The organism is Streptomyces sp. 4F14, from assembly GCF_048159485.1.
Lineage (GTDB): Bacteria > Actinomycetota > Actinomycetes > Streptomycetales > Streptomycetaceae > Streptomyces.
This window is the reverse complement of the sequence record NZ_JBLRVY010000026.1, coordinates 115992-139962: the sequence shown is the minus strand read 5'-3', so window position 1 is coordinate 139962 and position 23971 is coordinate 115992. Positions and strand designations below refer to the sequence as shown.

Here is a 23971-nt window from a genome sequence, read left to right as displayed (position 1 = left end):
TCGTCTCCCTCTAGGTCTTTTCCACGTACCGCAGCGAGCGCAGTCCGCGCTCCAGGTGCCAGTGCAGATAGGCGGACACCAGCCCGCTGCCCTCCCGGACGTGCCGGTTCTCCGCCGCGTCCGCCGTCTCCCAGTCTCCCGTAAGCAGCGCGCCCAGGAGGACCAAGGTCTGCGGGGAGGGTACGACGCTGCCGGGGACGCGGCAGTCGACGCAGATGCTGCCGCCGGAGGCGACGGAGAAGAAGCGGTTGGGTCCCGGCAGGCCGCACTTGGCGCAGTCGCCGAAGCTGGGGGCGTAGCCGTTGACGGCGAGCGAGCGCAGCAGGAACGCGTCGAGGACGAGGTGCGGGGTGTGCTCGCCGCGGGCCAGCGTCCTGAGCGCCCCCACCAGGAGCAGGTACTGCTGCACCGCCGGCTCCCCCTCGTGGTCCGTGAACCGCTCGGCCGTCTCCAGCATGGCCGTCCCGGCGGTGTACCGCGTGTAGTCGCTCACGATCCCGCCACCGTACGGCGCGATGGTCTCACTCTGCGTACACAACGGCAGTCCGCGGCCGACCAGTTCACTCCCCCGGGTAAAGAACTGCACATCGACGTGGGAGAAAGGTTCCAGACGCGCCCCGAACTTCGACTTTGTCCGCCGCACGCCCCGAGCGACGGCGCGTACCCTGCCATGGCCGCGTGTGAGCAGGGTGATGATGCGATCGGCTTCGCCGAGCTTCTGGGTCCGAAGGACGATGCCGTCGTCGCGGAACAAGCTCATGGGCTCATTCTCGCATCGAGCGGCTTTTGGGAAGGCGGGGCGTCGGTGGGGCGGGACTTCCGGTGGTTGTGGGGGGCGTACGCGGTCAGTGTGTTCGGTACGTGGCTGGCGTTCGACGCGTTCGCGATGATCGCCGTGCTGGCGCTGGACGCGAGCCCGGCGGCGGTGTCGGCGCTGGCGGCGGTGGGGCCGGCCGTGGGGGCGCTGGCGGCGGTGCCGCTGGGGCCGTGGGTGGAGTACCGGCGCAAGCGGCCGGTGATGGTCGCGATGGACGTCGTGCGGTGCGTGGCGCTGCTGAGCGTGCCGCTGGCGTACGCGCTCGGGGTGCTGGGGCTCGCGCAGTTGCTGCTGGTGTCGGTGGTCGTGTCCACGGCCGACATCACGTTCACCTCGGCGAGCGGGGCGTTCGTGAAGTGGCTGGTCCCCAGAGACCAGTTGCTCGCGGCCAACGGGCGGTTCGAGTCGACGATGTGGACGGCGACGATGGTGGGCCCGCCGCTGGGCGGCGCCGCGATCGGGGCCGTCGGACCGGTCGTCACGGTCGTCGCGAACGCGGTGAGCTTCCTGCTCTCGGCGCTGGGCCTGGCACGGGTGAAGGGCGAGGAACCCGAACCGGCGAAGGCGCCCACCCTGAACTGGCGTGAGCTGCTTGAGGGTTGGCGCTACATCCTCGCCCACCCCGTCCTGCGCCCCCTCCTCCTCAACGCGATGGTCGTCAACGGCCTGATCATGGCCGGGATGCCGCTCCTCGCGGTGCTCATGCTCGGTGAACTCGGCGTCCCCCCTTGGCAGTACGCGCTCGCCTTCGCCGTCCCCTGCGTCGGCGGCCTGATCGGCTCCCGGCTGGCCCGGCGCCTGGTCCCCCGCTGGGGGCGGCACCGGATGCTGCTGTGGACCGGCACACTGCGGGCCTGCTGGCCGGTGGGCCTCGCCTTCGTGAGCGCCGGCGTGCCGGGGCTGGCCCTGATCATGCTGGTCGAGTTCGCCCTGATCACCTGCTCCGCCGCCTACAACACCGTCCTCGCCACCTTCCGCCTGGAGTCGACGCCGTCCGACCGCGTGGCCCGGGTCCTGTCCGCGTGGTCGGTGAGCACGAAGGCGGGCATCGCGTCACTGACGGCGCTGTGGGGCGTGGTCGCGGGCCTGACGGGCACCCGGACGGCGCTGGGCCTGGCGGGGCTGGTCCTGCTGGCAACTCCCTTGATGCTGCTGGGGGTTCGCAAGGCGGCGGCCCCGGCCGAGACGGTCGCGGGCTAGAACCGGCGTACGTACCGGCTCTGCCAGGGCGTCTCCACGGCCCGGCGGTGGTAGTTCCGGCGGACGAACTCCACGGCCTCGTCCGCCGGTACGCCGTCCAGGACCGCCAGGCACGCCAGCGCCGTGCCCGTACGGCCCCGGCCTCCCCCGCACGCCACCTCGACGCGTTCCGTGGCGGCCCTGCGCCATGCCTCCGTGAGGGCGTCCCGGGCGTCCTCGCGGTCCTTGGGCAGCCGGAAGTCGGGCCAGCACAGCCAGCGGGAGGGCCAGTCGTGGGGCGGGGGCGGGCTGCCGAGGAGGTAGAGGCCGTAGGTGGGGGCGGCGGCGGGGGCCGGGTGGCGCAGCCCTCTGCCCCGGATCCTGCGGCCCGACGGCAGTTCCAGTACGCCCGGTGTGTCGCTCTCCCAGATCTCCATCCACCGAATCTTGCCTCCCGGGCAACCCTTTGCGCTCCCTGTGTGGTCTGGAGGGCGAGGAGGCGTACTTGATGCGTGACGAACTGGAAGAGCAGTTCCAGGAGTTCGTCCGGTCGCGGTGGACGCGGCTGGTGCGGACGGCGTATCTGCTGACGGGGGACGCGCACCACGCGGAGGACCTGACGCAGACCGCCCTCGCCAAGGCGTACCGGTCCTGGCGGCGGGTCTCGCGGGCCGACAGCCCCGAGGCGTACGTCCGCCGCATGCTCGTCACCTGCAACAACGACCGCTTCCGCAAGCAGCGGGTGCGCGAGTCGCTGACGGCCGCCCCGCCCGACACCGTCTCCTGCCCGGAGCATCCCGTCGAGGAGCGCGGCGCCCTCCTCGCCGCGCTCGCCGAACTCCCGCCCCGGCAAAGGGCGGTGATCGTCCTGCGCTACTGGGAGGACCTCTCCGAGGCGGAGGTCGCCGAGGTGCTGGGCTGCTCGCAGGGGACCGTGAAGAGCCAGGCGTCGAAGGGGCTCGCGAAGCTCCGTGCGCATCCAGAGCTGGCCCGGACGTCCGGAGGTGGGCCCCACGGGGGTGGGCCCTCCCCTCGGACGTCCGGGCCTGGGGCGGCCCTCGTCCCCGCCCCGACACTTCCAGAAAGGAGCCGGCGATGAGCGGTGAGCAGGACGGGCGGCGGGGGGACGCCGGGGGCGGTGACGCCGAGGACTGGGTACGGGAGTTGCTCGCCGAGGACGCGTACGCGATCAGTCCCTCGCCGGTGCCGTATCCGGCGATCCGGCGGCAGGGGGTGGTGGAGCGCAGGCGGCGGCTCGCCGTGGCGGGCGCGGTGATCGCGGCGCTGGCGGTCGTGCCGGTGGGGACGTGGGCGGTGGTCCGGGGGGAGCGGGCGGACGCGGTGGTGGCGGAGTCTTCGGCCGGTGCGCCGAGCGGCTCGGGCGCCTCGGGCGACCCCGGTGACTCCGGTGACTCCGGCAAACCCGGTGGCTCCGGCGATGCCGGTGAGTCCGGCGGGCCCGGTGGCTCGGGTGGCTCGGGTGGCTCGGGTGGCTCCAACGCCTACCGAAACCCCGGCGCCTCCGGCGGCCCGACCCCGGTGCCCGGTGTTGTCGTAGCGGGTCCCGACCGCCCGGCCACCGAGGGGCAGCTCGTCGGCGGTGTCACCTTCGCCGAGGCCGCGGACGGCCTGGAGAAGTGCCTCGCCTACGAGCGTTCGGGTGTGAGGCACCCCGGAGAAGAGGGGCTGGGCGAGGCGTCGGACTTCCGCGTCCTCCTCGCGATGCCCAGCACCGGCGACTCCAACTCCCCCGGCGACGGCGTCTATGTGGTCGCCGTCCAGAAGAAGCCGGACCCGGTCCGCCTGATCTGCACGCTGAAGGGCGGCAAGGCCGAGGGCATCAACAGCGGCGGCGCCGACCTCTCCGACGGTTCCGTCCCCCTGGTCCACCCGGACTTCAACAGCGGCAAGCTCTACCAGCAGTCGTTCATCGACCGCGGCAACTGGAAACTCCCGTTCCGCTGGGGCGTCATCGGCACGTACGTCCCCGCGCAGGTGACCCGGGTGACGGCGTCGTACGGCGGCTCCACCCCGGTGGAAGCGGCCCTGGACCACGGCTGGTACGTCGCGACGGGCGTCCTGGACCGCCAGGTCACCCTGGCCCCCCACCTCAAGGGGTACGACTCCGGCGGGAGGCTCGTCTACGACTCGGACGACGACGAGACGTACGAGCGCGCCCTGCCCTGATACCCGTCCCCCGCAGGTACTACGACGGTGTCCGGGCCGCCGCCAGCAGCCGCGTGACGTCCTCGGCCCCGATCGCGAGCGCCACCCCCACGGTCGCCAGCGTCTCGCGCTCGGCGGGCGTGTAGGGCCCGTCCGCGAGGGCGATCCGGGCGCCCTGGAGGAGGATCGACTCCCGCCCCACGGCGGCGAGATGGGGCGCGAGCGGGTCGAGCGCCTCGTGCAGCTCTATGGCGAGCCCCGGCCCGCAGGGCGTCCCGTACGCGCGCCCGGTGTCCGCCGCGACCGCCTCCACGAGGGCCACGAGCTGCTCCCCCGTACAGTCCTGGAACCCGGCGGCGCGCACGGCGGCGGTGGCCGTGTCGAGGGCCGTGCGGGAGGACGTGCCGCCCGCGGTGAGGACCGCGAGGGCGACCGTGTGGACGGCGTCGCGGAGCATCGCGGAGAAGCGGGTGGTGGTGGGGTGGTCGAGGACGTCGGTGGGGAAGTGCCGGCGGCAGGCGGCGCATTCGACGACGGGCCCGGTCTCACCCCGGGGCAGTACGGGTACCCCCAGGCAGGTGAACCGGCGACGCCCGGTCAGTCGCTGGTAGTTGCGGTCCCCGCCGCAGCCGGGGCAGAAGAACTCCCCGTCCCCCACGGGCGTCCACGCGGTGCGGATCCCCAGGATGCGGGCAACCCCGGTGGCCCGGCTGTCTCGTCCCGGTCCTGGCAGCACGTCGCACCTCCGTCACCAGCGCGGCCTCATCGCCACGTCTGCGTGATGTTAGCCACATCGGATGGGTGCAGTCAGCACCTTCGACGAGACCTGCCCGTGATCTGCACCTACAGATGGCCGATATACGACGGGGCCCCGACCGTCCTGCCGACGGCCGGGGCCCCTTACCCGAACAGGTGGGTTATCGCGTCGCGCGGTTGACGGCGGAGACGACCGCCTTCAGGGAGGCGCGGGTCGTGTTCGCGTCGATCCCGATACCCCACAGGACCTTGTCACCGACGGCGCACTCGATGTAGGAGGCGGCCTGCGCGGACGCGCCCTCGCTCATCGTGTGCTCCTGGTAGTCCAGCAGGCGTACGTCGATGCCGATGCCCTGGAGCGCGTGGAAGAAGGCCGAGATCGGACCGTTGCCCGTGCCGACCAACGTCATCTCCGTGCCGTCGACCTCGGCCTCGACGGTCAGCGTGTCCACGCCGTCCTTGTCGGTGGTCGACTGGCCCGCCTTGAGCTGCATCCGGCCCCAGGGGTTCTCGGGGTTGGGCAGGTACTCGTCGCGGAAGACGGACCAGATGTCCGAGCCGGTGACCTCGCCGCCCTCGGCGTCGGTCTTCGCCTGGATCAGCTTCGAGAACTCGATCTGCATCCGGCGCGGCAGGTCCAGCTTGTGGTCGTTCTTCAGGACGTACGCGATCCCGCCCTTGCCGGACTGCGAGTTGACGCGGATGACGGCCTCGTAGGAACGCCCCACGTCCTTGGGGTCGATGGGCAGGTACGGCACGGCCCACTCGATGTCGTCGACGGTGACGCCCTTGGCGGCGGCGTCCGCCTCCATCGCGTCGAAGCCCTTCTTGATGGCGTCCTGGTGGGAGCCGGAGAAGGACGTGTAGACCAGGTCGCCCACGTACGGGTGGCGCGGGTGGACCTCCATCTGGTTGCAGTACTCCCACGTACGACGGATCTCGTCGATGTCGGAGAAGTCGATCTGCGGGTCGACGCCCTGGGAGAAGAGGTTCATGCCCAGGGTGACCAGGTCGACGTTGCCGGTGCGCTCGCCCTGGCCGAAGAGGCAGCCCTCGATGCGGTCGGCGCCGGCCATCAGCGCCAGTTCGGCCGCCGCGACGGCCGTACCGCGGTCGTTGTGCGGGTGGACGGACAGGACGACGTGCTCGCGGCGGGTCAGGTTGCGGCCCATCCACTCGAAGCGGTCGGCGTGCGTGGAGGGGGTCGAACGCTCCACCGTGGCGGGCAGGTTGAGGATGATCTCGCGGCCCGGTCCTGGCTGGTAGACGTCCATCACCGCCTCGCAGACCTCCAGCGCGAAGTCCAGCTCGGTGTCGGTGAAGATCTCCGGGGAGTACTGGTAGCCGAACTCGGTCTCGGGGCCCAGCAGTTTCTCCGCGTACTCCATCACCAGGCGGGTGCCGTCGACGGCGATCTGCTTGATGTCGTCCCTGGAGCCGCGGAAGACGACGCGGCGGAAGACCGGCGCGGTCGCGTTGTACAGGTGGACGGTCGCGCGCCTGGCGCCCTTCAGGGACTCGACGGTCCGCTCGATCAGGTCCTCGCGGGCCTGGGTCAGTACGGAGATCGTGACGTCGTCCGGGATCGCGCCCTCTTCCTCGATGATCGAGCGCACGAAGTCGAAGTCGGTCTGTCCGGAGGCCGGGAAGCCGACCTCGATCTCCTTGTAGCCCATCTTGACCAGCTGGTCGAACATCCGGCGCTTGCGCTCGGGCGACATGGGGTCGATCAGGGCCTGGTTGCCGTCGCGCAGGTCGGTGGAGAGCCAGCGGGGGGCGGCGGTGATCCGCTTGCCGGGCCAGGTGCGGTCGGGGATGTCGACCTGGTCGTACTGCCCGTACTTGTGGATCGGCATCTGGCTGGGCTGCTGGCGGTTCGCCATGGGATTCAGGCTCCTCAAGGGGGTCCGGATGAACCGGCCGACACGCAACGCCAAAACTCCGCGGGGAGGGAGTCGGCCTTCTTTACAGGCCCTCGCCGCGGCAGCTAAGGAGGAGCAGCCCGAAACGCATAGTGCTCCGCACTCTAGCGGAGGCGCGGGTGGGGCGCGGCTCCGTCCCAGTATGCGGGACCGGTGGGACGAACGGGACGAAACGTGCGCCGTACCACACAACGGCATGGCTCACGGCCGTATGTCCGCGTATTTCACCAATCATGGTTGCGGGTAGTGACAGGCGCGTGACGCAGTGCCAAGGTGCCCGACATGACTCACCACGGGGGCTTCGAGCCCGTCTTCTGCACGATCATCCCGCCACACGTCCTCGACCACGTGGCCCGCCACGAGGACCCGGCCATCGCCGACCGCGTCGCCCGCACCCTGGAGCGCGACTCACTCCAGCGCACCCGCCGCCGGGTCGCCATCGCGCGCGGCCTGACCGCCGCCGCGCCCGCCGCCGGCACCGGCAAGCCCAGGCGCACCATCTACGACGCCCAGCACACCACCGACCTGCCGGGCCGCAAGGTCCGCGCCGAGGGCTCCGAGCCCGGCAAGGACGCCACCGTCAACCGCGCGTACGCCGGGCTCGGCGCGACGTTCGACCTGTTCCTGAACGCGTACGGCCGCGACTCCATCGACGGCAGCGGGCTCGCGCTCGACGCGACCGTCCACTACGACCGCGACTACGACAACGCGTTCTGGGACGGCCAGCAGATGGTGTTCGGCGACGGGGACGGCGAGCTGTTCCTCGACTTCACCATCCCGGTCGACGTCATCGGGCACGAACTCACCCACGGCGTCACCCAGTACACCGCCAACCTGGAGTACTACGGCCAGTCCGGCGCCCTCAACGAGTCCGTGTCCGACGTCTTCGGCTCCCTCATCAAGCAGTACGCCCTCGGGCAGAGCGCCGACCAGGCCGACTGGCTCATCGGCGCCGGCCTCCTCGGCCCCGCCGTCGACCGCGGCGAGGCCCTGCGCTCCATGAAGGCCCCGGGGACCGCGTACGACGACGACGTCCTCGGCAAGGACCCGCAGCCCGCGACCATGGCCGACTACGTCAAGACCAACCGCGACAACGGCGGCGTCCACATCAACTCCGGGATCCCCAACCACGCGTTCTACCTCTTCGCCACCGAACTCGGCGGCAACGCCTGGGAGAAGGCCGGCCAGGTCTGGTACGACACCCTGACGGGCGGGGAGTTGGCCGACGACGCGCGCTTCCCCGACTTCGCGAAGCTCACGGTCGCCGCGGCGAAGGCCCGCTACGGCGAGGGCGACGTCCTCAAGGCCGTCACGTCCGCCTGGACCCAGGTAGGGGTGCCCACCGCCTGAGATCTGTACTAGACAGGCCGTCATGCGGATTCAGGTACGACGCACCGGCGGGTTCGCCGGCATCGAACGGTACGCACAGCTCGACACCACCGGCCGCCCCGACGCGGCCGAGTGGCACACCCTCGCGGAACTGGCGCTCGCCGGGGGCCGGACGGTCCGCCCGATCGGGGTACCGGACGGGTTCAGCTACGAGATCACGGTGGACGGAAAGACCGTGTACGCGGCGGACCCCCGGCTGACGGCGGAGCAACGGGCGCTGATCTCACGGGTGTTGAAGGAAGGGGCATGAGGGAAGGCGTTCCGGAGGGGGATTCCGGGGCGCCTGCCCGTCAGGGCGTTGACTTCCCTACCCGTCGGTACGGATGATCCGCGCATGGCTCTCGACGCAGGCAACGCGATACCCCGGTTCCCGGCCGACTTCCTCTGGGGAGTGTCCACCTCGGCGCATCAGATCGAGGGGGCCGCAGGGCGGGGACCCTCGGTGTGGGACGCCTTCTCCGGGGAACCGGGGAAGGTCAAGGACGGGTCCACGGCCGAGGTCGCCTGCGATCACGTCAACCGGTACCGCGAGGACGTCGCGCTGCTCGCCGGGCTCGGGGTGGACGCGTACCGGTTCTCCGTGTCGTGGCCGCGCGTCCAGGCGCCGGGCGGGCTGGACTTCTACGACCGGCTCGTGGACGAACTCCTCGCGGCCGGCATCCGTCCCGTCCCCACCCTCTTCCACTGGGACCTGCCCGTCGGCCTGGACTGGCTGGAGCGCGACACCGCGTCCCGGCTCGCGGAGCACGCGGCCGTCGTCGCCGCCCGCCTCGGCGACCGCGTCTCGAAGTGGATCACCCTCAACGAGCCCGCGGAACACACCCTGTTGGGCCACGCGCTCGGTACGCACGCCCCCGGCAAGCAGCTCCTCTTCGACTCCCTGCCCGTCGCCCACCACCAGCTCCTGGCCCACGGCCTCACCGTCCAGGCCCTGCGCGCGGCCGGCGCGAGCGACGTCGCGATCACCAACTCCCACGGGCCGGTCTGGCCCGCGTCGCAGGAACAGGCCGACGTCGAGGCGGCGGCCTTCTACGACACGCTCCTCAACCGCCTCTTCGTCGAACCGGTCCTCCTGGGCGAATACCCGGACGGCCTGGGCGAGTTGATGCCGGGCGACGTGTCGGCCGACCTCAAGACCATCTCCGAGCCCCTCGACTGGTACGGCGTCAACTACTACGCCCCCACCCGCGTCGGCGCCCCCCAGGGCGAGGAGATCAGCTTCGGCGGCGTCACGATGCCGGCCGAACTCCCCTTCTCCGTACGGGAGATCGAGGGCGTCCCGACAACGGACTTCGGCTGGCCGGTGGTCCCGGAGGCCCTCACGGAACTCCTCACCACCTTCAAGTCCCGCTACGCCGACAGACTCCCCCCGGTCGTCATCACCGAGAACGGCTGCTCCTACGAGGGCCTCGACGACCAGTCCCGCATCGCCTACCACGCCACCCACATCCAGGCCCTCCACCGGGCGCTGGAGTCCGGCGTGGACGTACGCGGCTACTTCGTCTGGTCCCTCCTCGACAACTTCGAGTGGGCCGAGGGCTTCGCCCGCCGCTTCGGGCTGGTGCACGTGGACTACGCGACGCAGGAGAGGACACCCAAGGCGTCGTACGCGTGGTACCGGGAGGCGCTGCGGGCCCAGCGGCGCTAGAAGCCCAGCTTCCGGAGCTGCTTCGGGTCCCGCTGCCAGTCCTTGGCGACCTTCACGTGCAGGTCCAGGCTGTATCAATTTGCGGCTACCGCCGCGCGGCCGGGGCGCCCCACCCTCCACCCATCAGAAGCCCAGCTTCCGGAGCTGCTTCGGGTCCCGCTGCCAGTCCTTCGCGACCTTCACGTGCAGGTCCAGGAAGACCGGGGTGCCGAGGAGGGCCTCGATCTGTTTGCGGGACTTGATGCCCACGTCCTTCAGGCGGCGGCCCTGGGGGCCGATGATGATGCCCTTCTGGCTGGAGCGCTCGATGTAGATGTTCGCGTGGATGTCGAGGAGGGGCTTGTCCGCGGGGCGGTCCTCGCGGGGGAGCATCTCCTCGACGACCACGGCGATCGAGTGGGGGAGCTCGTCGCGGACGCCCTCCAGGGCGGCTTCGCGGATCAGCTCGGCGACCATGACCTGCTCGGGCTCGTCCGTGAGGTCGCCCTCGGGGTAGAGCGGCGGGCTCTGCGGCATCATCGGCGCCAGGAGGTCCGCGAGGAGTTCCACCTGCTGGCCCGCGACCGCCGACACCGGCACGATCTGCGCCCACTCGATGCCCAGCTCCTTGCCGAGCAGGTCGATCGCGATGAGCTGCTCGGCGAGGGTCTTGGAGTCCACGAGGTCGGTCTTGGTGACGACGGCGACCTTGGGCGTGCGCTTGATGCCGGCCAGCTCCTTGGCGATGAACCGGTCACCGGGGCCGAGCTTCTCGTTCGCGGGCAGGCAGAACCCGATGACGTCGACCTCGGCCCACGTCGTACGGACCACGTCGTTCAGCCGCTCCCCGAGCAGCGTGCGCGGTTTGTGCAGGCCAGGCGTGTCGACGAGGATCAGCTGCGCGTCCTCGCGGTGGACGATGCCGCGCACGGTGTGCCGGGTCGTCTGCGGCCGGTTGGAGGTGATCGCCACCTTCTTGCCGACGAGAGCGTTCGTGAGGGTGGACTTGCCCGCGTTGGGACGCCCCACGAAGCACGCGAAGCCCGCACGGTGGGCGGCGCCGCCCGAGTTCTCGGACGGCGAGGATGACTGGGAACGAACGCTCATACCCCCATTCTCCCTGATCCACGAAGCACCGCCGCACACACGAGCGGCGGACCACCCCCACGGTGAGTTTCCGGAAACCCGCACGCAACGAAACGCCGCCGAAACACATCCGTACGCGCCCGGAAACGGGAACCGGTGACCCTCTGACGAGCCCCGACCCCGTTGGAGACCCCCGTGCCCCTCGCCGCCTCGCAGGTGAACACCGGCGACACCGCCTGGCTGCTCGCCGCGACCGCCCTCGTCCTGCTGATGACCCCGGGCCTGGCCCTGTTCTACGGCGGCATGGTCCGCACGAAGAGCGTCCTCAACATGCTGATGATGAGCTTCGTGTCGATCGCCCTCGTGACGGTCGTCTGGCTCGCCGTCGGCTACTCCCTCGTCTTCGGCGAGGACGCCGGCGCCGGGCTGATCGGCGGCCTCGCGCACGCGGGCATGGCCGGGCTCACCCCGGACAGCGTCCAGGGCACCGTACCGACCCTGCTGTTCGCGACCTTCCAGCTGACCTTCGCGATCATCACGGCCGCGCTGATCAGCGGGGCCATCGCGGACCGGGCGAAGTTCGGGGCCTGGCTGGTTTTCGTCCCTCTGTGGACGCTGCTCGTATACGTTCCGATCGCGCACTGGGTCTGGGGGCCCGGCGGGTGGATCCTAACGCACCTCGGCGCGCTCGATTTCGCGGGCGGACTGCCGGTGGAAATCACCTCGGGGGCGTCCGGACTGGCCCTCGCGATCGTCGTGGGACCGCGTCTGGGGTTCAAACGCGATGCCATGCGCCCGCACAACCTCCCCATGGTCGTCCTCGGTGCCGGGCTCCTGTGGTTCGGGTGGTTCGGGTTCAACGCCGGGTCCGCGCTCGGCGCGAACGGGCTCGCCGCCGCCGCGTTCCTCAACACCCTCGCCGCCGGCTGCACCGGGCTGCTGGGCTGGCTCTTCGTCGAGCAGCGGCGCGACGGCCACCCCACGACGCTGGGCGCGGCGTCCGGCGCGGTCGCCGGGCTCGTCGCCATCACCCCGTCCTGCGGGTCCGTCTCCCTGCCGGGCGCGCTCGTCGTCGGGCTCGCGGCGGGGGTCGTCTGCTCGTACGCCGTGAGCTGGAAGTTCAAGCTGAACTACGACGACTCCCTCGACGTCGTCGGCGTCCACCTCGTCGGCGGGGTCATCGGGACCCTCCTCATCGGCGTCTTCGCCGTCGAGTCCATGACTGGCTCCACGGAGGGACTGGTCTACGGCGGAGGGGTGAGCCAGCTCGGCAAGCAGGCCGTCGCGATCGTGGTCGTAGCCGTGTACGCCTTCGGAGTGACGTACGGCATCGGCAAGCTCATCGACAAGGTCATGGGGTTCCGGGCCGACGAGGACCACGAGCACACCGGCCTGGACCTTACGGTGCACGCCGAGACCGCATACGATCACGGCGTCCTCGGCCACGGTGCGCCTGTCTCGGCGTCCATCCTCCCCTCCACCCAGAAAGTGACGCCGCCCGCATGAAGCTCATCACCGCGATCGTCAAGCCGTACCGCCTCGACGCGGTCAAGACGGCGCTGCAGGAACTCGGCATCCACGGTCTGACCGTGACGGAGGCGAGCGGGTACGGCCGTCAGCGGGGTCACACGGAGGTCTACCGGGGCGCCGAGTACCAGATCGACCTCGTCCCCAAGGTGCGGATCGAGCTGGTCGTGGAGGACGCGGACGCCGAGCCGGCGATCGAGGCGATCGTCAAGGCCGCGCAGACGGGGAAGATCGGGGACGGGAAGGTGTGGGCGGTGCCGGTGGAGACGGTGGTCAGGGTACGAACGGGCGAACGCGGCCCAGACGCGCTCTGAAAGCCGAAGAACCAAGCAGCACCACGTTTCTTAGGGGCGCGGGGAACTGCGCGACAAGCCACGACGGTGCCGCACCAGCTAGACGGCCTTCTGCGGCTCGATCGTGGCTGGTCGCGCAGTTCCCCGCGCCCCTTGAGGGCGGCTGCGCCGCCATTTGAGCAGCACCCCGGCTCCCACAGCGACCCCCACGAGTACTCCCGCAGCAGCCCACGGCACCGCCAGGAACGACGTACTCCCCTTCTCCTCCGTCCCCGTGGCGCTAGCCGTCAGCGTCACCTTCCCCCGGTCCAACTGGGGTGCATGACCCCAGCGTTCCGTAAGCCGCACGCTCTGCCCCGGCAGCAACTCCGCCGGCACCTTGGTCAGTTCGCGGTTCAGCAGCGTACGTCCGAACAGCCCCGTCGCCTTGAGGCGTACCCGGGGGTCGAGGGTCACGTTGCCCGTGTTGTGCAGCGTGTACGAGACGGTCGCCGTGCTGTCCCCGAAGCCCGGGACCAGCGGACGGTCCTGGTCGATCCGTACGTCCTCCACCGCGAGCGCGGGCAGCGAGGGCCCCGTGACCTGCAAGTACACCCGCGCCCCGACGGCCCGCTGCACTCCCAGCGCCACCCCTCCCCCACCCTTCTGGACCTTCTCGTCGAGCGCCACGATCGCCCCGGGATGGTCGCCGGGCTCGGCGCCTTCGGGCACCTGGATCGTGAACGGCACGGTGACGGTCCCCCGGGCCGGCACGGTGACCGCGCTCTCGGGCAGCCTGGCCCACGCCCCGACGCCGAGCATCTTCTCGCCCACGGACTTGACGGCGAAGCCCCCGTCACGGGCGGTGTTGTACGCGTCGGCCGCGTAGAGCCGGAACTTCATGGGCTGGTCCGTCTTGTTGGCGACGACGACCTTGTCCCGCACGGTGTGTCCGGGGTCGGCGGAGACGAAGAAGTAGGGCCGCGCGGCGACAGCCGTGGACGCGGGATAGACGGACCAACTCCCGTTGTCGGCGGCCCGAGCCGGAGCCGGCAGCAACAGGAGCAGCAGAACGGGGACGAGCCCGAAGAGCTTCCGCATGGAGACGAACCCCCCTGGTGCGAAGGGAAGGTGGACGGTCGGGCGGATGCGGACCAGTGGGGTGGACGCCCGGCCGTCTAATACCCCGCGCTCAGGTCAGCGTGAGGGTGAGGACGCCGGCGTAGCTGCCCGGAGGCGTGAACGCCGGTACGTCGAGGGACAGTTGCGCGTTGGCGGTGAACTCGCCGCCGGCGCCCGTACCGTCGGGCGTGGAGGCGAGAGTCGCGCCTCCGCTGCCGATGACACCGGCGCTGCCCGCCTGGCAGGTGCTGGGCGAGCCCGCCTTCGTGGTGCAGGCGGGTGTCCAACTCAGCTTGCCCGCCGCGATCTTGGCGCCGGGCCCGGTGAAGTCGGTGACCTTGCCGGTCAGGGACCAGCCCGCGGGCCCGCCGCGGAAGTCCTTGACGGTGACGGCCTGGAGCGCGCCGGTGGACGCGTTGCCGCTGCCGAAGTCGACGGCGGAGAGCGCGACCGAGTCCCCGGCCTGGGACATGGCGAGCGTCCCGGCCTTGACGGTGGCGGTCACCTTCTGGCTGCCGGGCGGTACGGGCGTGTCGTCGAGGACGACGTACGCGGCCGGTCCGGCCCCCTTCGCGTCGCTCCACGCGCTGCCCTCGTAGGCGACGACACCGGTGGTGGCGAGGTCGTTGACGGTGAGCGAACCACTGATCGCGCCACTGGAGTTGGCGGTCACCGTGGCCGTGTCCTGGGTCTGGTTCGCGCCCGCGCGCCCGGCGAGCGTGACGGTCGCGCCGGCGGTGAAGTTGCTGCCGCTGACGGCAACTGCCGCGCCGGGTGCGCCCGATGCCGAACCCAGCGAGATCGTCCGGGTGTTGGCGGGCGGGTTGGACGTCGCGGTGACCGTCTCCGACACGGGTGCGGGCGGGTTGGTGACGGTGCAGGGCGTGTCCAGCTCCAGGATGTAGCTGGTGTGGATGTTGTAGTCGCCGGGCGAGAGGGTGATCGCGCCGGGCGCGGTCACGGTGAACGACCCGGTCATGGAGAACGACGGGAAGGGCGCCCGGCCGGGCACCGGGTCGTTCTTCTTGGGCCCGGCGACCGTGATGCTGCCGGTCTGGGCACCGCCGAGGGTGACCTTCCCGGTGGGCGTCATGATGTCGGCCGGCAGGGCCAGGTCGGTGGGGTTGCCGGCGGCCGGAGTGACCACCGTGTACGTGACGTTGACGGTGTCGCCGACCTTGGGCGACGTGTTGTCGACGGAGATCTTCGCGGTGGTAGTGCCGTCGATCGGCGGGAGTCCGGCGATGGGCGGCGGGACGCAGTGCGTGGCGTAGTCCACGTTCGTCGCGGCCTGCGCCGGGCAGGCGAGCGCCCCGCCCGCGCCGACCGCGAGCACGGCCGTCCCGAGCAGCGAGACCAGACGCCGTCTTCGAGTGGGTGTGCGACCCATGGGTGCCCCCTCCTTCTTGGGGTGAAGGCGCAGCGGCTCTTCTGCGCCGACAGGGGGCATTGACGTGGAGGCGGGTGAAGAAGTCAATGGACTCGACGGACAAAGCTGATGGTCAGTCAGCTCCGGAACTGACTGACCGTCAACTCACTTCGCGAACGCAGAGATCCGTCCGGTGGTCAGCTGTAGACGAACGGAGGGGTCTGCGGTGCGGTCGCCGTACAGGTGACGGTGATGCCGAAGACGACCATCACGAGGCCGCCGTTGTAGATGTCCAGCTTGTCGCCGGAGGCGACGGTGCCGTTCAGCGGGCCCACCGTGATCGGGTCGTTGACGGCCATCGCCGGGTTCGCGGTACCGGTGAAGACCCGGTTCGGACCCGTCGAATTCACCATCGTGAGCGTGGAGTTGATGGTGTTGGCGCCGATCCCGAGCGGCGCCTTGACCGCGGTGGTGGAGAGCGTGAGGGTGGCGGCGGTCCCGGTCTGGGTCGCCGTCAGGGTCGCCGCACCGCCGCCGAAGAAGCCGCAGCTGGCGGTGAACGTGGCCGTCGTCGGGGTGACGGCGGCGGCAGTGGGAGCGAGCGCCAGACCGGTGACCGCGAGGGCCCCGGCCAGCATTGCCGCACCTGATCCGATTCGCTTGCCTCTCATGGGGTTGCCGGCTCCTTCCCGGAGTCTGGGGAGAGACGGACGGCCGATCGGGGCGGGAGGGTGCGGACTCCGGCCCCGGTGGGGAAAATCTGACGGCCCGTCGGAAACAACGGCTCCATTGATGCGTGGGAGACGCCCGAGAGCAAGGCCCCTTTTCAGCCAACGCCGGTTCGCCCGACGGCAGTTCGGCCTACGCCGGTTCAGCCGGCGACGACCGTGTCCCGTACGGTCCCGTCGGGCCCCGCCACCAACACCGGCGTCCCCGCGCCCCCGAGGTCCCGGACGGCGGCGAGATCCTCCTCGGCGACCCCTTCCCCACCGGTCACGACAGCCGCCGCCTCCAGGGACTCCGCGCCGGACGCCACCGCCATCGCCACCGCCGTACGCAGCGCGCTCAGCTTCAGCGACGGCAGCTCGACGGTCGCCGCGACGTACGTCCGCCCCGTCTCGTCCCGTACGGCCGCCCCCTCCGGGACACCGTTACGGGCCCGCGCGGAACGGGCGAGGGTGACGATCTTGCGGTCCTCGGGGCCGAGGGAGCCGAGGGAGGTGGTGTCGGTCATGGTCAGAGCATACGAGCGGGGTGGGCCGGGGTCGGGGTGAGGTAGCTCTCCGGTACGGGGGGATCAGGCCGGGGCCGGTCCGAGGTCGCCCTCCAGGACGGTCGGGGTGATCGGCGGGCGGCCGAAGAGCGCCAGGATCTCGTTCGCGAGGGCTACGAGGTCGAGCGGGTGGTGGCGCTCGCGGGCGCCGTCCGGCTCGATGGCTGCCGCCAGCAGTCCCCGTGGGACGGCCCCGGCGTCCAGGAGCGACCGCCAGTACTCCGGGGGGAGTTCGAGGTACTCCAGGCCGGTCAGCCCGCCGATCTCGCGTGGCTCCGCGAGGGTACCCGGGTAGGCCGAGAGGGTGCGCAGCCGAGGCAGGCCGACGACGGGGGCGAGGCTGAACGGCTCGCCGTCGCACACGCCGAGGGACAGCACTTCGAGCGCCGGGTGAGCGGCGTCCTCGACACTCCGGACGGCGCTGTGGTTGACGTAGGCCACCTCGGGAAGCCTGTCGCGGCGGACGCGGCTCTCCTCGCGCTCGCCGTCGCGCACCAGGTCGGTGAGGGAATCGGCGAGCAACTCGGCGCCGACGTGCGCCTCGTGGCCCAGCAGGACGATCTGGCCGAGGTGCCCGGCCGGTCCCGGCGTCAGGTCCAGCGCGACGGCGTCACCGCCGCCGTTGCCGCCGAAGACGATCCAGCCGGGTGAACCGACCACGCCCTGCACCGCGTCACCGGGGCGCGTGACGACCGCGTCCTTCGCGCCGAACTGCCATGGAGCCGGCCGGGTCGACGCGTCCGCGACGTACACATGGTCCAGCGGGAGCAGTTCGCAGCCGACGACCCCGTACGCCCGGTCCGCCGCGTCGTAGTCGTCCTCCCAGTCCTCCCAGTTGCCCCGCACCACCCCGTAGAGGGAGCGCAGCTCCCCCGGGAGAGCTACGCCGATCCGGGCCTCGGTGGCGGCGAGTTCCTCCTCGGTGGCGCCGGTCGCGTCCGGGAGCCGCTCGCGCAGCAGCCGCTCCAGTTCCCCGGGGTCCGCCGTCGGCGCCGGCAGCACGTCCGGCGCCGGTTCGGGGAGTCTGCGCCAGGGCTCGGGCACGGCGTCGTCGACGAGGAGCAGCGCACCGCCCTGCGGGCCGCCGTACCCCGGTTCCACGTGCGGGTGCGGGCCGTACAGCCGCAGCGTCGTCCCTCCGTCCGGCGCGGACTCCAGCACGAACTCGACCCGGCCGGCCCCGGCCTCCATGAGCGCGCCGATGACCGCGTGGACCGCGTCCCACTCCTCCTGCATGTCCTCCACCTGCGCCGCCTGCCCGCGCGGCGGGGAGGGCCGGTGCACCGGAACGCTCCACGAGCCGACCCCGACATGCCCCCGCACATACCCGCCGGGCGCGGCGAGGGCCGAGGTGTTGCTCGCCCGTACGAGCCTCAACAGCGGCTCCCACAACGCGAATTCGTACAGCGCAGACAAGAAGAGCCCCCCTAGGGCCGGTCCAGCCGCAGCCGCTCCGCTCTCGGCAGGCCGGCCACGACGAGGTCGTACGAGTCCTCCACCAGCTCCCGCACCAGCCACGCCGGGAGGTCGCCCGTGAGGTCGACCGTGTTCCAGTGGCGCTTGTTCATGTGATACCCGGGAGTGATCACCCCTGGGTACTCCCCCCGGAGGCGTACGGCGTCGTCAGGGTCGCACTTGAGGTTGACCTTCAGGGGTACGGCGTCCATCCAGCTCAACGCGAACAGCTTGCCGCCGACCTTGAAGACGGAGATCTCGGGCGAGAACGGGAAGTCCTCCACGGCCGCGTTGAACGACAGGCACAGGGAACGGAGTTGCTCCGGGGTCACGCGGACTCCTTCTCCGGATCGTCCCCCACGGGCTCGACCAGCACCGTCACGATCTTGTTCCGCCGCCCGGCGGCCGCCTCGGCGGTCAGCCGGAGCGTCCGGTCGTCCGGAAGGCGTACTACTGCGGAGGCACCCGCGATCGGCACCCGCCCCAGCGCCTTCGCGAGGAGCCCGCCGACCGTCTCGACGTCCTCGTCGTCGTACTCCTCCAGGCCGTACAGCTCGCCCAGGTCGGTGATGTCGAGGCGCGCGGTGACGCGGTGGCGGTCGTCGCCCAGGTCCTCCACCGGGGGGAGTTCCCGGTCGTACTCGTCGGTGATCTCGCCGACGATCTCCTCCAGGATGTCCTCGATGGTGACGATCCCGGCCGTACCGCCGTACTCGTCGATGACGACGGCGACGTGGTTGCGCTCCTGCTGCATCTCGCGCAGCAGGTCGCCCGCGTTCTTCGTGTCGGGGACGAACGCGGCGGGCCGCATCGCCGTGGAGACGAGGTCGGACTCCGCCTCACGGCTGATGTGCGTCTTGCGGACGAGGTCCTTGAGGTAGACGATCCCGACGATGTCGTCCTCGCTCTCACCCGTGACGGGTATCCGGGAGAACCCCGACCTGAGAGCCAGGGTGAGCGCCTGGCGGATCGTCTTGTACCGCTCGATGACCACGAGGTCGGTCCGGGGGACCATGACCTCCCGTACCAGGGTGTCACCGAGTTCGAAGACGGAGTGCACCATCCGGCGCTCGTCGTCCTCGATCAGCGACTCCTTCTCCGCGAGGTCGACCATCGCCCGCAGCTCCGCCTCGGAGGCGAACGGGCCGCGCCGGAAGCCCTTGCCCGGGGTGAGGGCGTTGCCGATGAGGATCAGCAGCGACGGGATCGGGCCCATGACACGGGCCAGCGGCAGCAGGACGTACGCCGCCGCCGTGGCCGTGTTCAGCGGGTGCTGGCGGCCGATCGTGCGCGGGGAGACTCCGACCGCGACGTACGAGACGAGGACCATCACGCCGATCGCGGTCAGCAGCGCCGCCCACGTCTCGGCGAACTCCTGGAGGCAGGCGTACGTCACGAGCGCGGCGGCCGCCATCTCGCAGGCCACGCGGACCAGCAGCGCCACGTTCAGATAGCGGGTCGGGTCGGCCGCGACCTGTGCGAGGCCCGCGCTGCCCCGGCGGCCCGACTTGACGGCCTCCTCCGCGCGGAAGCTGGACACGCGCGCGAGGCCCGCCTCCGCGCAGGCGGCGAGCCAGGCGACGACGACCAGCGCGACGGCGCCCGCGACGAGCTGCACGCTCATGAGACGGTCGGTGCGGGGGACGGGCCCGTGAAGCCCTTCTCGCCGCGCCAGCCGTCCACGATGGCCGCCTGGAGGCCGAACATCTCGGCCTTCTCGTCCGGCTCCTCGTGGTCGTAGCCCAGCAGGTGCAGCACCCCGTGGACCGTCAGGAGCTGGAGCTCCTCGTCCATGGAGTGCTGCGTCGGCGCCTCTTCACCCTGCTTCTTCGCGACCTCCGGGCACAGGACGATGTCCCCGAGGAGCCCCTGCGGAAGCTCCTCGTCGTCCTTCGCCGGCGGGCGCAGCTCGTCCATCGGGAACGACATCACGTCCGTCGGGCCCGGCAGGTCCATCCACTGGATGTGCAGCTGCTCCATCGCGTCGGCGTCCACGACGATCACCGACAGCTCCGACAGCGGGTGGATCCTCATCCGCGCCAGCGCGTAGCGGGCGATGTCGAGGATCGCCTGCTCGTCGACCTCGGTTCCGGACTCGTTGTTGACGTCGATCGACATGGCGCTGGTTTCGCTACTTCCGCTTGGGCCGGCCGCCCTTGTGGCCGCCGTTCTCCGTACCGTTCTCGCTGTCGTACTTCTCGTACGCGTCGACGATACGGCCCACCAGCTTGTGCCGGACGACATCCTGCGACGACAACCGCGCGAAGTGCACGTCGTCGACCCCCTCCAGGATGTCCTGCACCTGCCGCAGCCCGCTCTTCGTACCGCTCGGCAGGTCCACCTGCGTCACGTCACCGGTGATGACGATCTTCGAGTCGAACCCGAGCCGCGTCAGGAACATCTTCATCTGCTCGGGCGAGGTGTTCTGGGCCTCGTCGAGGATGATGAAGGCGTCATTGAGCGTCCTTCCCCGCATATACGCCAGCGGCGCCACCTCGATCGTCCCCGCTGCCATCAGGCGCGGGATCGAGTCGGGGTCCAGCATGTCGTGGAGGGCGTCGTACAGGGGGCGCAGGTAGGGGTCGATCTTCTCGTAGAGGGTGCCCGGGAGGAATCCGAGGCGTTCGCCCGCCTCGACCGCCGGGCGGGTCAGGATGATGCGGTTGACCTGCTTGGACTGGAGTGCCTGGACGGCCTTCGCCATGGCGAGGTACGTCTTGCCGGTGCCGGCGGGGCCGATGCCGAAGACGATCGTGTGCTTGTCGATCGCGTCGACGTAGCGCTTCTGGTTGAGGGTCTTGGGGCGGATCGTGCGGCCCCGCGAGGACAGGATGTTCTGTGTGAGCACCTCGGCCGGGGTCTCCTGGCCGTCGCTCGTCCCGTTCTCGCTCGCCCGCAGCATGGCGATCGAGCGTTCCACCGCGTCCTCCGTCATCGGCTGCCCGGTGCGGAGCACCAGCATCATCTCGTCGAACAGGCGCTGGATCAGGGCGACTTCCCGCACGTCCCCGACCGCGCTGATCTCATTGCCCCGGACATGGATGTCGGCCGCCGGGAAGGCCCTCTCGATCGCGCGCAGGAGGGAGTCGCCTGATCCCAGCAACGACACCATGGGGTGCTGGGCGGGGACCGTGAACTGGGCTCTCGCCTGCCCCTGCGCGGGGGTCTTGGCTGTGGGTGTCTGAGTCATGGTCCGGCCCGTAGGGCCTCTACGTCCTCCCGAACGCGTCTCGCCTGCCACAAGGGCGGCCTGGCGATTTCAAGAGTACGCCCTGCCACTGACAACACCGTAGGAGTTTTCGTACGGGCGTACGGGGTGAGGTGGGCGCGCGGGGACGTCGGTTTCCGGCTCGCCCCGTCCCCCGTCGTCGTCCCCGCGCGCCCACCTCACGCCGAGCGTCTGAAGCCGATCGTCGGTACCGCCCTGCGCAACGGCCACGGACGGGCCTCGCCGTCGGGGAGAAGGCCCGCGAGGAAGGCGTACCGGCGCAGGGCCTCGGGGTCCTGGGTGTCCACGGACTGCACGGTGCGCCACCACGTGGCGATCTCGGACCAGCCGGGGGCGGAGAGGGAGCCGCCGAACTCCTGGACGGAGAGGGCGGCGGTGAGGCCCGCGAAGGCGAGGCGGTCGGCGAGGGGCCAGCCGGCGAGGGTGCCGGTGACAAAGCCGGCCACGAAGACGTCGCCCGCGCCGGTGGGGTCGAGGGCCTCGACGGCGATGGCGGGGACCTCGGCGGTCTCGCCGGTGCGCCGGTCGACCGCGTACGCGCCCTGCGCGCCCAGCGTGACCACCGCGAGCGGTACGTGGTCGGTGAGGGCGTGGGCGGCCTTGCGGGGGCAGTCCGTGCGCGTGTACCGCATCGCCTCCTCCGCGTTCGGGAGGAACGCCTCGCAGTGCTCCAGGTCGGCGAGGCCCGCGAGGTCCCACGCGCCGGTGTCGTCCCACCCGACGTCGCCGAAGATCCTCGTGCCCTTCGACGCGGCCTGGGCGATCCACGGCTCGCGCCTGCCCGGCGTGAGCGAGGCGACGGCCGCGCGCGCGGGCGTGGGGCATTCGGGGGCGGGCTCCTCGGAGGGCGCCGCGTGGCCGTGGGAGACCATCGTGCGCTCGCCCTCGTACGCCATCGAGACGGTGACCGGGGAGTGCCAGCCGGGGACCGTGCGCGAGGGGGTCAGGTCGATGCCCTCGCCCTGTTCCAGCGCGTCCCAGCAGTACTCGCCGTAGTGGTCGTCGCCGAAGGCCGCCGCGAGGGACGTCCGCAGGTTGAGGCGGGCCAGGGCGGTCGCCATGTTGGCCACGCCGCCGGGGCTGGAGCCCATGCCGCGCGCCCAGGACTCCGTCCCGCGCACGGGCGCGGACTCCAGGCCCGTGAAGATGATGTCCAGGAAGACCGTCCCGGTCAGGTACACGTCGCACGCCGGATCACCGGGGCCCCGCACCGCGGCCAGCGGATCCAGCGAACACAGCCGGCCCCAACGGGTCCTGCTCCTCGGTACGGTCTCTCCTGCCGACGCGTCGGACGGGGTCACGGTGCGCTCCCTGCGAGTGGTGCCGATCCGGCAGCCCGCGTCCCGTGAACGCCCCCACGGCGGTGCGTCCTCGCGAGTGTGCCGATCCGGCCAGTGTGCACCACCCCACTGACAACAGGCCCCTCAACAGGCCCGAACCCCCTCCTACGCGCGCGCCCCGCCCCTCACCACCGCGGCACGGCGGGCGTCTCCCACCCCGGCTCGGCGACCCGCATCGCGGCCGCGTCGTCCCGGTCCCGCAGCGTCCCGTCGTCGTCCAGCCAGCGCTGGTGGAGGAAGGCCAGCCTGTCGCGGTCGAGGTCCACACCCAGGCCCGGTCCGTCGGAGACGGCGACCTTGCCGCCTTCGAACGTGAGGCGTTCCGTGAGGACGTCCTCGGACTGCCAGGGGTAGTGGGAGTCGCAGGCGTGGTGGAGGTCCGGGACCGTGGACGCGACGTGGGTCATCGCGGCGAGGGAGATGCCGAGGTGGGTGTTGGAGTGCATGGAGATGCCGACGCCGAAGGTCCGGCAGATCGCGGCGAGCTGCTGGGTGTTGCGCAGCCCGCCCCAGTAGTGGTGGTCGGAGAGGACGACGTGGACGGCGCCCCGGGTGAACGCGTCGGGGATCTCGGCGAAAGTCGTGACGCACATGTTGGTCGCGAGCGGCACCCCCGTCCGCGCGGCGACCTCGGCCATCGCGTCGGTGCCGAGCGCGGGGTCCTCCAGGTACTCCAGGACGTCCCCGAGTTCCTTGGCGACGGTGAGGGACGTCTCGACGGACCAGGCCCCGTTGGGGTCGAGCCGCAGCGGGTGCCCGGGGAACGCCTCGGCGAGCGCGCGGACCGCGGCGATCTCCTTCTCGGGCGCGAACACCCCGCCCTTGAGCTTGAACGACGTGAATCCGTACCGCTCGGTGAACTTCCGCGCCTGTTCGACGACCCCGGCGGGATCGAGGGCGGCCCCCCAGTCGTCGCGCTCGGCCGCGACGCCGGCGGGGTGCTCGGCCCACTTGTAGAACAGGTACGCGCTGTACTCGACGGCGTCGCGCACCTTCCCGCCGAGCAGCGCGTGCACGGGCAGCCCGAGGGCCTTGCCGAGCGCGTCGAGGCAGGCGACCTCGAAGCCGGAGACGACGGACAGCCGCAGTTTGCCGGCGGTCTGCACGCCCCGCAGCCCGCCGACGTCGACCTGGTCGACGACCCGCGCACGGTCGACGTCCACCCCGTTCATGACCGTGAACAGCCCGTTGTGGTCGGCGACGGACCTGCCGACGAGCCGCTCGGCGAACGGCCGCGCCAGCTCCAGGTACTTGGTGTCCCCGTAGGTCTCACCGAGCCCGGTGACCCCGTCGGCGGTGACGATCTCGATGATCAGCCGGGGGGTGTACGGCTGGTGCACGCCCTGTGTGTTCAGCAGCGGCGGGTCCGCGACCAGGATCGGCGTGAGGCGTACGTCGGTGATCGTCAGGTCCACCTGGTCATCTCCCTCTCAGCGCATCCA

24 protein-coding genes are annotated in these 23971 nt (G+C 71.1%); 8 read left to right on the top strand and 16 right to left on the bottom strand.

Annotated features, from left to right (window positions below; all coding sequences use genetic code 11):
• Positions 1 to 10 precede the first annotated feature (10 nt).
• Positions 11 to 760: a DNA repair protein RecO gene (recO, locus tag ACLZOT_RS36055; RefSeq protein WP_416973364.1), complete on the bottom strand. Its 750-nt coding sequence runs from the start codon at positions 758 to 760 to the stop codon at positions 11 to 13.
• Between the two features lie 45 nt (positions 761 to 805).
• Between recO and ACLZOT_RS36050 the strand changes: the two genes are divergently transcribed.
• Positions 806 to 2017, top strand: a complete 1212-nt coding sequence (locus ACLZOT_RS36050; protein ID WP_416973363.1) for an MFS transporter — start codon at positions 806 to 808, stop codon at positions 2015 to 2017.
• Here the strand turns inward: ACLZOT_RS36050 and ACLZOT_RS36045 are convergent.
• A complete protein-coding gene (locus ACLZOT_RS36045; protein WP_416973362.1) occupies positions 2014 to 2433 on the bottom strand; it encodes a protein-tyrosine phosphatase family protein in 420 nt (139 codons plus the stop codon). The genes ACLZOT_RS36050 and ACLZOT_RS36045 overlap by 4 nt on opposite strands.
• Positions 2434 to 2504: 71 nt before the next feature.
• Between ACLZOT_RS36045 and ACLZOT_RS36040 the strand changes: the two genes are divergently transcribed.
• Complete coding sequence (locus ACLZOT_RS36040) at positions 2505 to 3095, top strand: SigE family RNA polymerase sigma factor (RefSeq protein WP_416973361.1); 591 nt, start codon at positions 2505 to 2507, stop codon at positions 3093 to 3095.
• Positions 3092 to 4183: a hypothetical protein gene (locus tag ACLZOT_RS36035; RefSeq protein ID WP_416973360.1), complete on the top strand. Its 1092-nt coding sequence runs from the start codon at positions 3092 to 3094 to the stop codon at positions 4181 to 4183. Before ACLZOT_RS36040 ends, ACLZOT_RS36035 begins: the two co-directional genes overlap by 4 nt.
• Before the next feature lie 19 nt (positions 4184 to 4202).
• Here ACLZOT_RS36035 and ACLZOT_RS36030 read toward each other — a convergent pair whose 3' ends face one another.
• Both ACLZOT_RS36030 and leuA read right to left on the bottom strand, forming a co-directional pair.
• Positions 4203 to 4898 carry a TerB family tellurite resistance protein gene (locus tag ACLZOT_RS36030; RefSeq protein WP_416973359.1) on the bottom strand — a complete coding sequence of 232 codons (696 nt, stop codon included), beginning with the start codon at positions 4896 to 4898 and terminating at the stop codon, positions 4203 to 4205.
• Positions 4899 to 5079: 181 nt separating this feature from the next.
• Positions 5080 to 6801 (bottom strand): 2-isopropylmalate synthase, encoded by a 1722-nt coding sequence (gene leuA, locus ACLZOT_RS36025; protein ID WP_416973358.1) that lies wholly within the window; start codon positions 6799 to 6801, stop codon positions 5080 to 5082.
• 321 nt (positions 6802 to 7122) lie between these two features.
• On the opposite strand from leuA, the gene ACLZOT_RS36020 reads away from it, so the two are divergent.
• The 3 genes from ACLZOT_RS36020 (at position 7123) to ACLZOT_RS36010 (ending at position 9877) form a co-directional block, all read left to right on the top strand.
• Positions 7123 to 8190: a M4 family metallopeptidase gene (locus tag ACLZOT_RS36020; RefSeq protein WP_416973357.1), complete on the top strand. Its 1068-nt coding sequence runs from the start codon at positions 7123 to 7125 to the stop codon at positions 8188 to 8190.
• 22 nt (positions 8191 to 8212) lie between these two features.
• Entirely contained in the window at positions 8213 to 8479 is a 267-nt protein-coding gene (locus ACLZOT_RS36015; RefSeq protein WP_416973356.1) for a protealysin inhibitor emfourin, read from the top strand.
• 84 nt (positions 8480 to 8563) lie between these two features.
• Positions 8564 to 9877: a GH1 family beta-glucosidase gene (locus tag ACLZOT_RS36010; protein WP_416973355.1), complete on the top strand. Its 1314-nt coding sequence runs from the start codon at positions 8564 to 8566 to the stop codon at positions 9875 to 9877.
• 123 nt (positions 9878 to 10000) lie between these two features.
• Here the strand turns inward: ACLZOT_RS36010 and era are convergent, their stop codons facing one another.
• Entirely contained in the window at positions 10001 to 10963 is a 963-nt protein-coding gene (era, locus tag ACLZOT_RS36005) for a GTPase Era (RefSeq protein ID WP_416973354.1), read from the bottom strand.
• 174 nt (positions 10964 to 11137) lie between these two features.
• Between era and ACLZOT_RS36000 the strand changes: the two genes are divergently transcribed.
• A complete protein-coding gene (locus ACLZOT_RS36000) occupies positions 11138 to 12448 on the top strand; it encodes an ammonium transporter (RefSeq protein ID WP_416973353.1) in 1311 nt (436 codons plus the stop codon).
• Positions 12445 to 12783 carry a P-II family nitrogen regulator gene (locus ACLZOT_RS35995; protein WP_416973352.1) on the top strand — a complete coding sequence of 113 codons (339 nt, stop codon included), beginning with the start codon at positions 12445 to 12447 and terminating at the stop codon, positions 12781 to 12783. The genes ACLZOT_RS36000 and ACLZOT_RS35995 overlap by 4 nt, the downstream gene beginning before the upstream one ends.
• Positions 12784 to 12861: 78 nt before the next feature.
• Here ACLZOT_RS35995 and ACLZOT_RS35990 read toward each other — a convergent pair whose 3' ends face one another.
• The 11 genes from ACLZOT_RS35990 to ACLZOT_RS35940 form a co-directional block, all read right to left on the bottom strand.
• Positions 12862 to 13842: a WxL protein peptidoglycan domain-containing protein gene (locus tag ACLZOT_RS35990; RefSeq protein WP_416973351.1), complete on the bottom strand. Its 981-nt coding sequence runs from the start codon at positions 13840 to 13842 to the stop codon at positions 12862 to 12864.
• Positions 13843 to 13933: 91 nt separating this feature from the next.
• The gene (locus ACLZOT_RS35985) at positions 13934 to 15253 is read right to left on the bottom strand and encodes a beta-xylosidase (protein ID WP_416973350.1); all 1320 of its coding nucleotides are present in this window, start codon (positions 15251 to 15253) and stop codon (positions 13934 to 13936) included.
• Positions 15254 to 15429: 176 nt separating this feature from the next.
• Positions 15430 to 15903 carry a hypothetical protein gene (locus ACLZOT_RS35980; protein ID WP_416973349.1) on the bottom strand — a complete coding sequence of 158 codons (474 nt, stop codon included), beginning with the start codon at positions 15901 to 15903 and terminating at the stop codon, positions 15430 to 15432.
• A gap of 200 nt (positions 15904 to 16103) precedes the next feature.
• Complete coding sequence (locus tag ACLZOT_RS35975) at positions 16104 to 16466, bottom strand: cytidine deaminase (RefSeq protein WP_416973348.1); 363 nt, start codon at positions 16464 to 16466, stop codon at positions 16104 to 16106.
• 63 nt (positions 16467 to 16529) lie between these two features.
• Positions 16530 to 17921, bottom strand: a complete 1392-nt coding sequence (locus tag ACLZOT_RS35970) for an SMI1/KNR4 family protein (RefSeq protein ID WP_416973347.1) — start codon at positions 17919 to 17921, stop codon at positions 16530 to 16532.
• Between the two features lie 11 nt (positions 17922 to 17932).
• On the bottom strand, positions 17933 to 18292 hold the full coding sequence (locus tag ACLZOT_RS35965) for an MmcQ/YjbR family DNA-binding protein (RefSeq protein ID WP_416973346.1): 360 nt from the start codon (positions 18290 to 18292) through the stop codon (positions 17933 to 17935).
• Positions 18289 to 19584, bottom strand: a complete 1296-nt coding sequence (locus ACLZOT_RS35960; protein ID WP_416973345.1) for a hemolysin family protein — start codon at positions 19582 to 19584, stop codon at positions 18289 to 18291. Before ACLZOT_RS35960 ends, ACLZOT_RS35965 begins: the two co-directional genes overlap by 4 nt.
• Positions 19581 to 20078, bottom strand: a complete 498-nt coding sequence (ybeY, locus tag ACLZOT_RS35955; protein ID WP_416973344.1) for an rRNA maturation RNase YbeY — start codon at positions 20076 to 20078, stop codon at positions 19581 to 19583. The genes ACLZOT_RS35960 and ybeY overlap by 4 nt, the downstream gene beginning before the upstream one ends.
• Before the next feature lie 13 nt (positions 20079 to 20091).
• Positions 20092 to 21150, bottom strand: coding sequence for a PhoH family protein (locus tag ACLZOT_RS35950; protein ID WP_416973343.1), 1059 nt, complete (start codon positions 21148 to 21150; stop codon positions 20092 to 20094).
• A gap of 197 nt (positions 21151 to 21347) precedes the next feature.
• Positions 21348 to 22490, bottom strand: a complete 1143-nt coding sequence (locus tag ACLZOT_RS35945; RefSeq protein WP_416973342.1) for a carbohydrate kinase family protein — start codon at positions 22488 to 22490, stop codon at positions 21348 to 21350.
• Between the two features lie 164 nt (positions 22491 to 22654).
• A complete protein-coding gene (locus ACLZOT_RS35940) occupies positions 22655 to 23944 on the bottom strand; it encodes a glucarate dehydratase family protein (protein ID WP_416973341.1) in 1290 nt (429 codons plus the stop codon).
• Positions 23945 to 23971 lie beyond the last annotated feature (27 nt).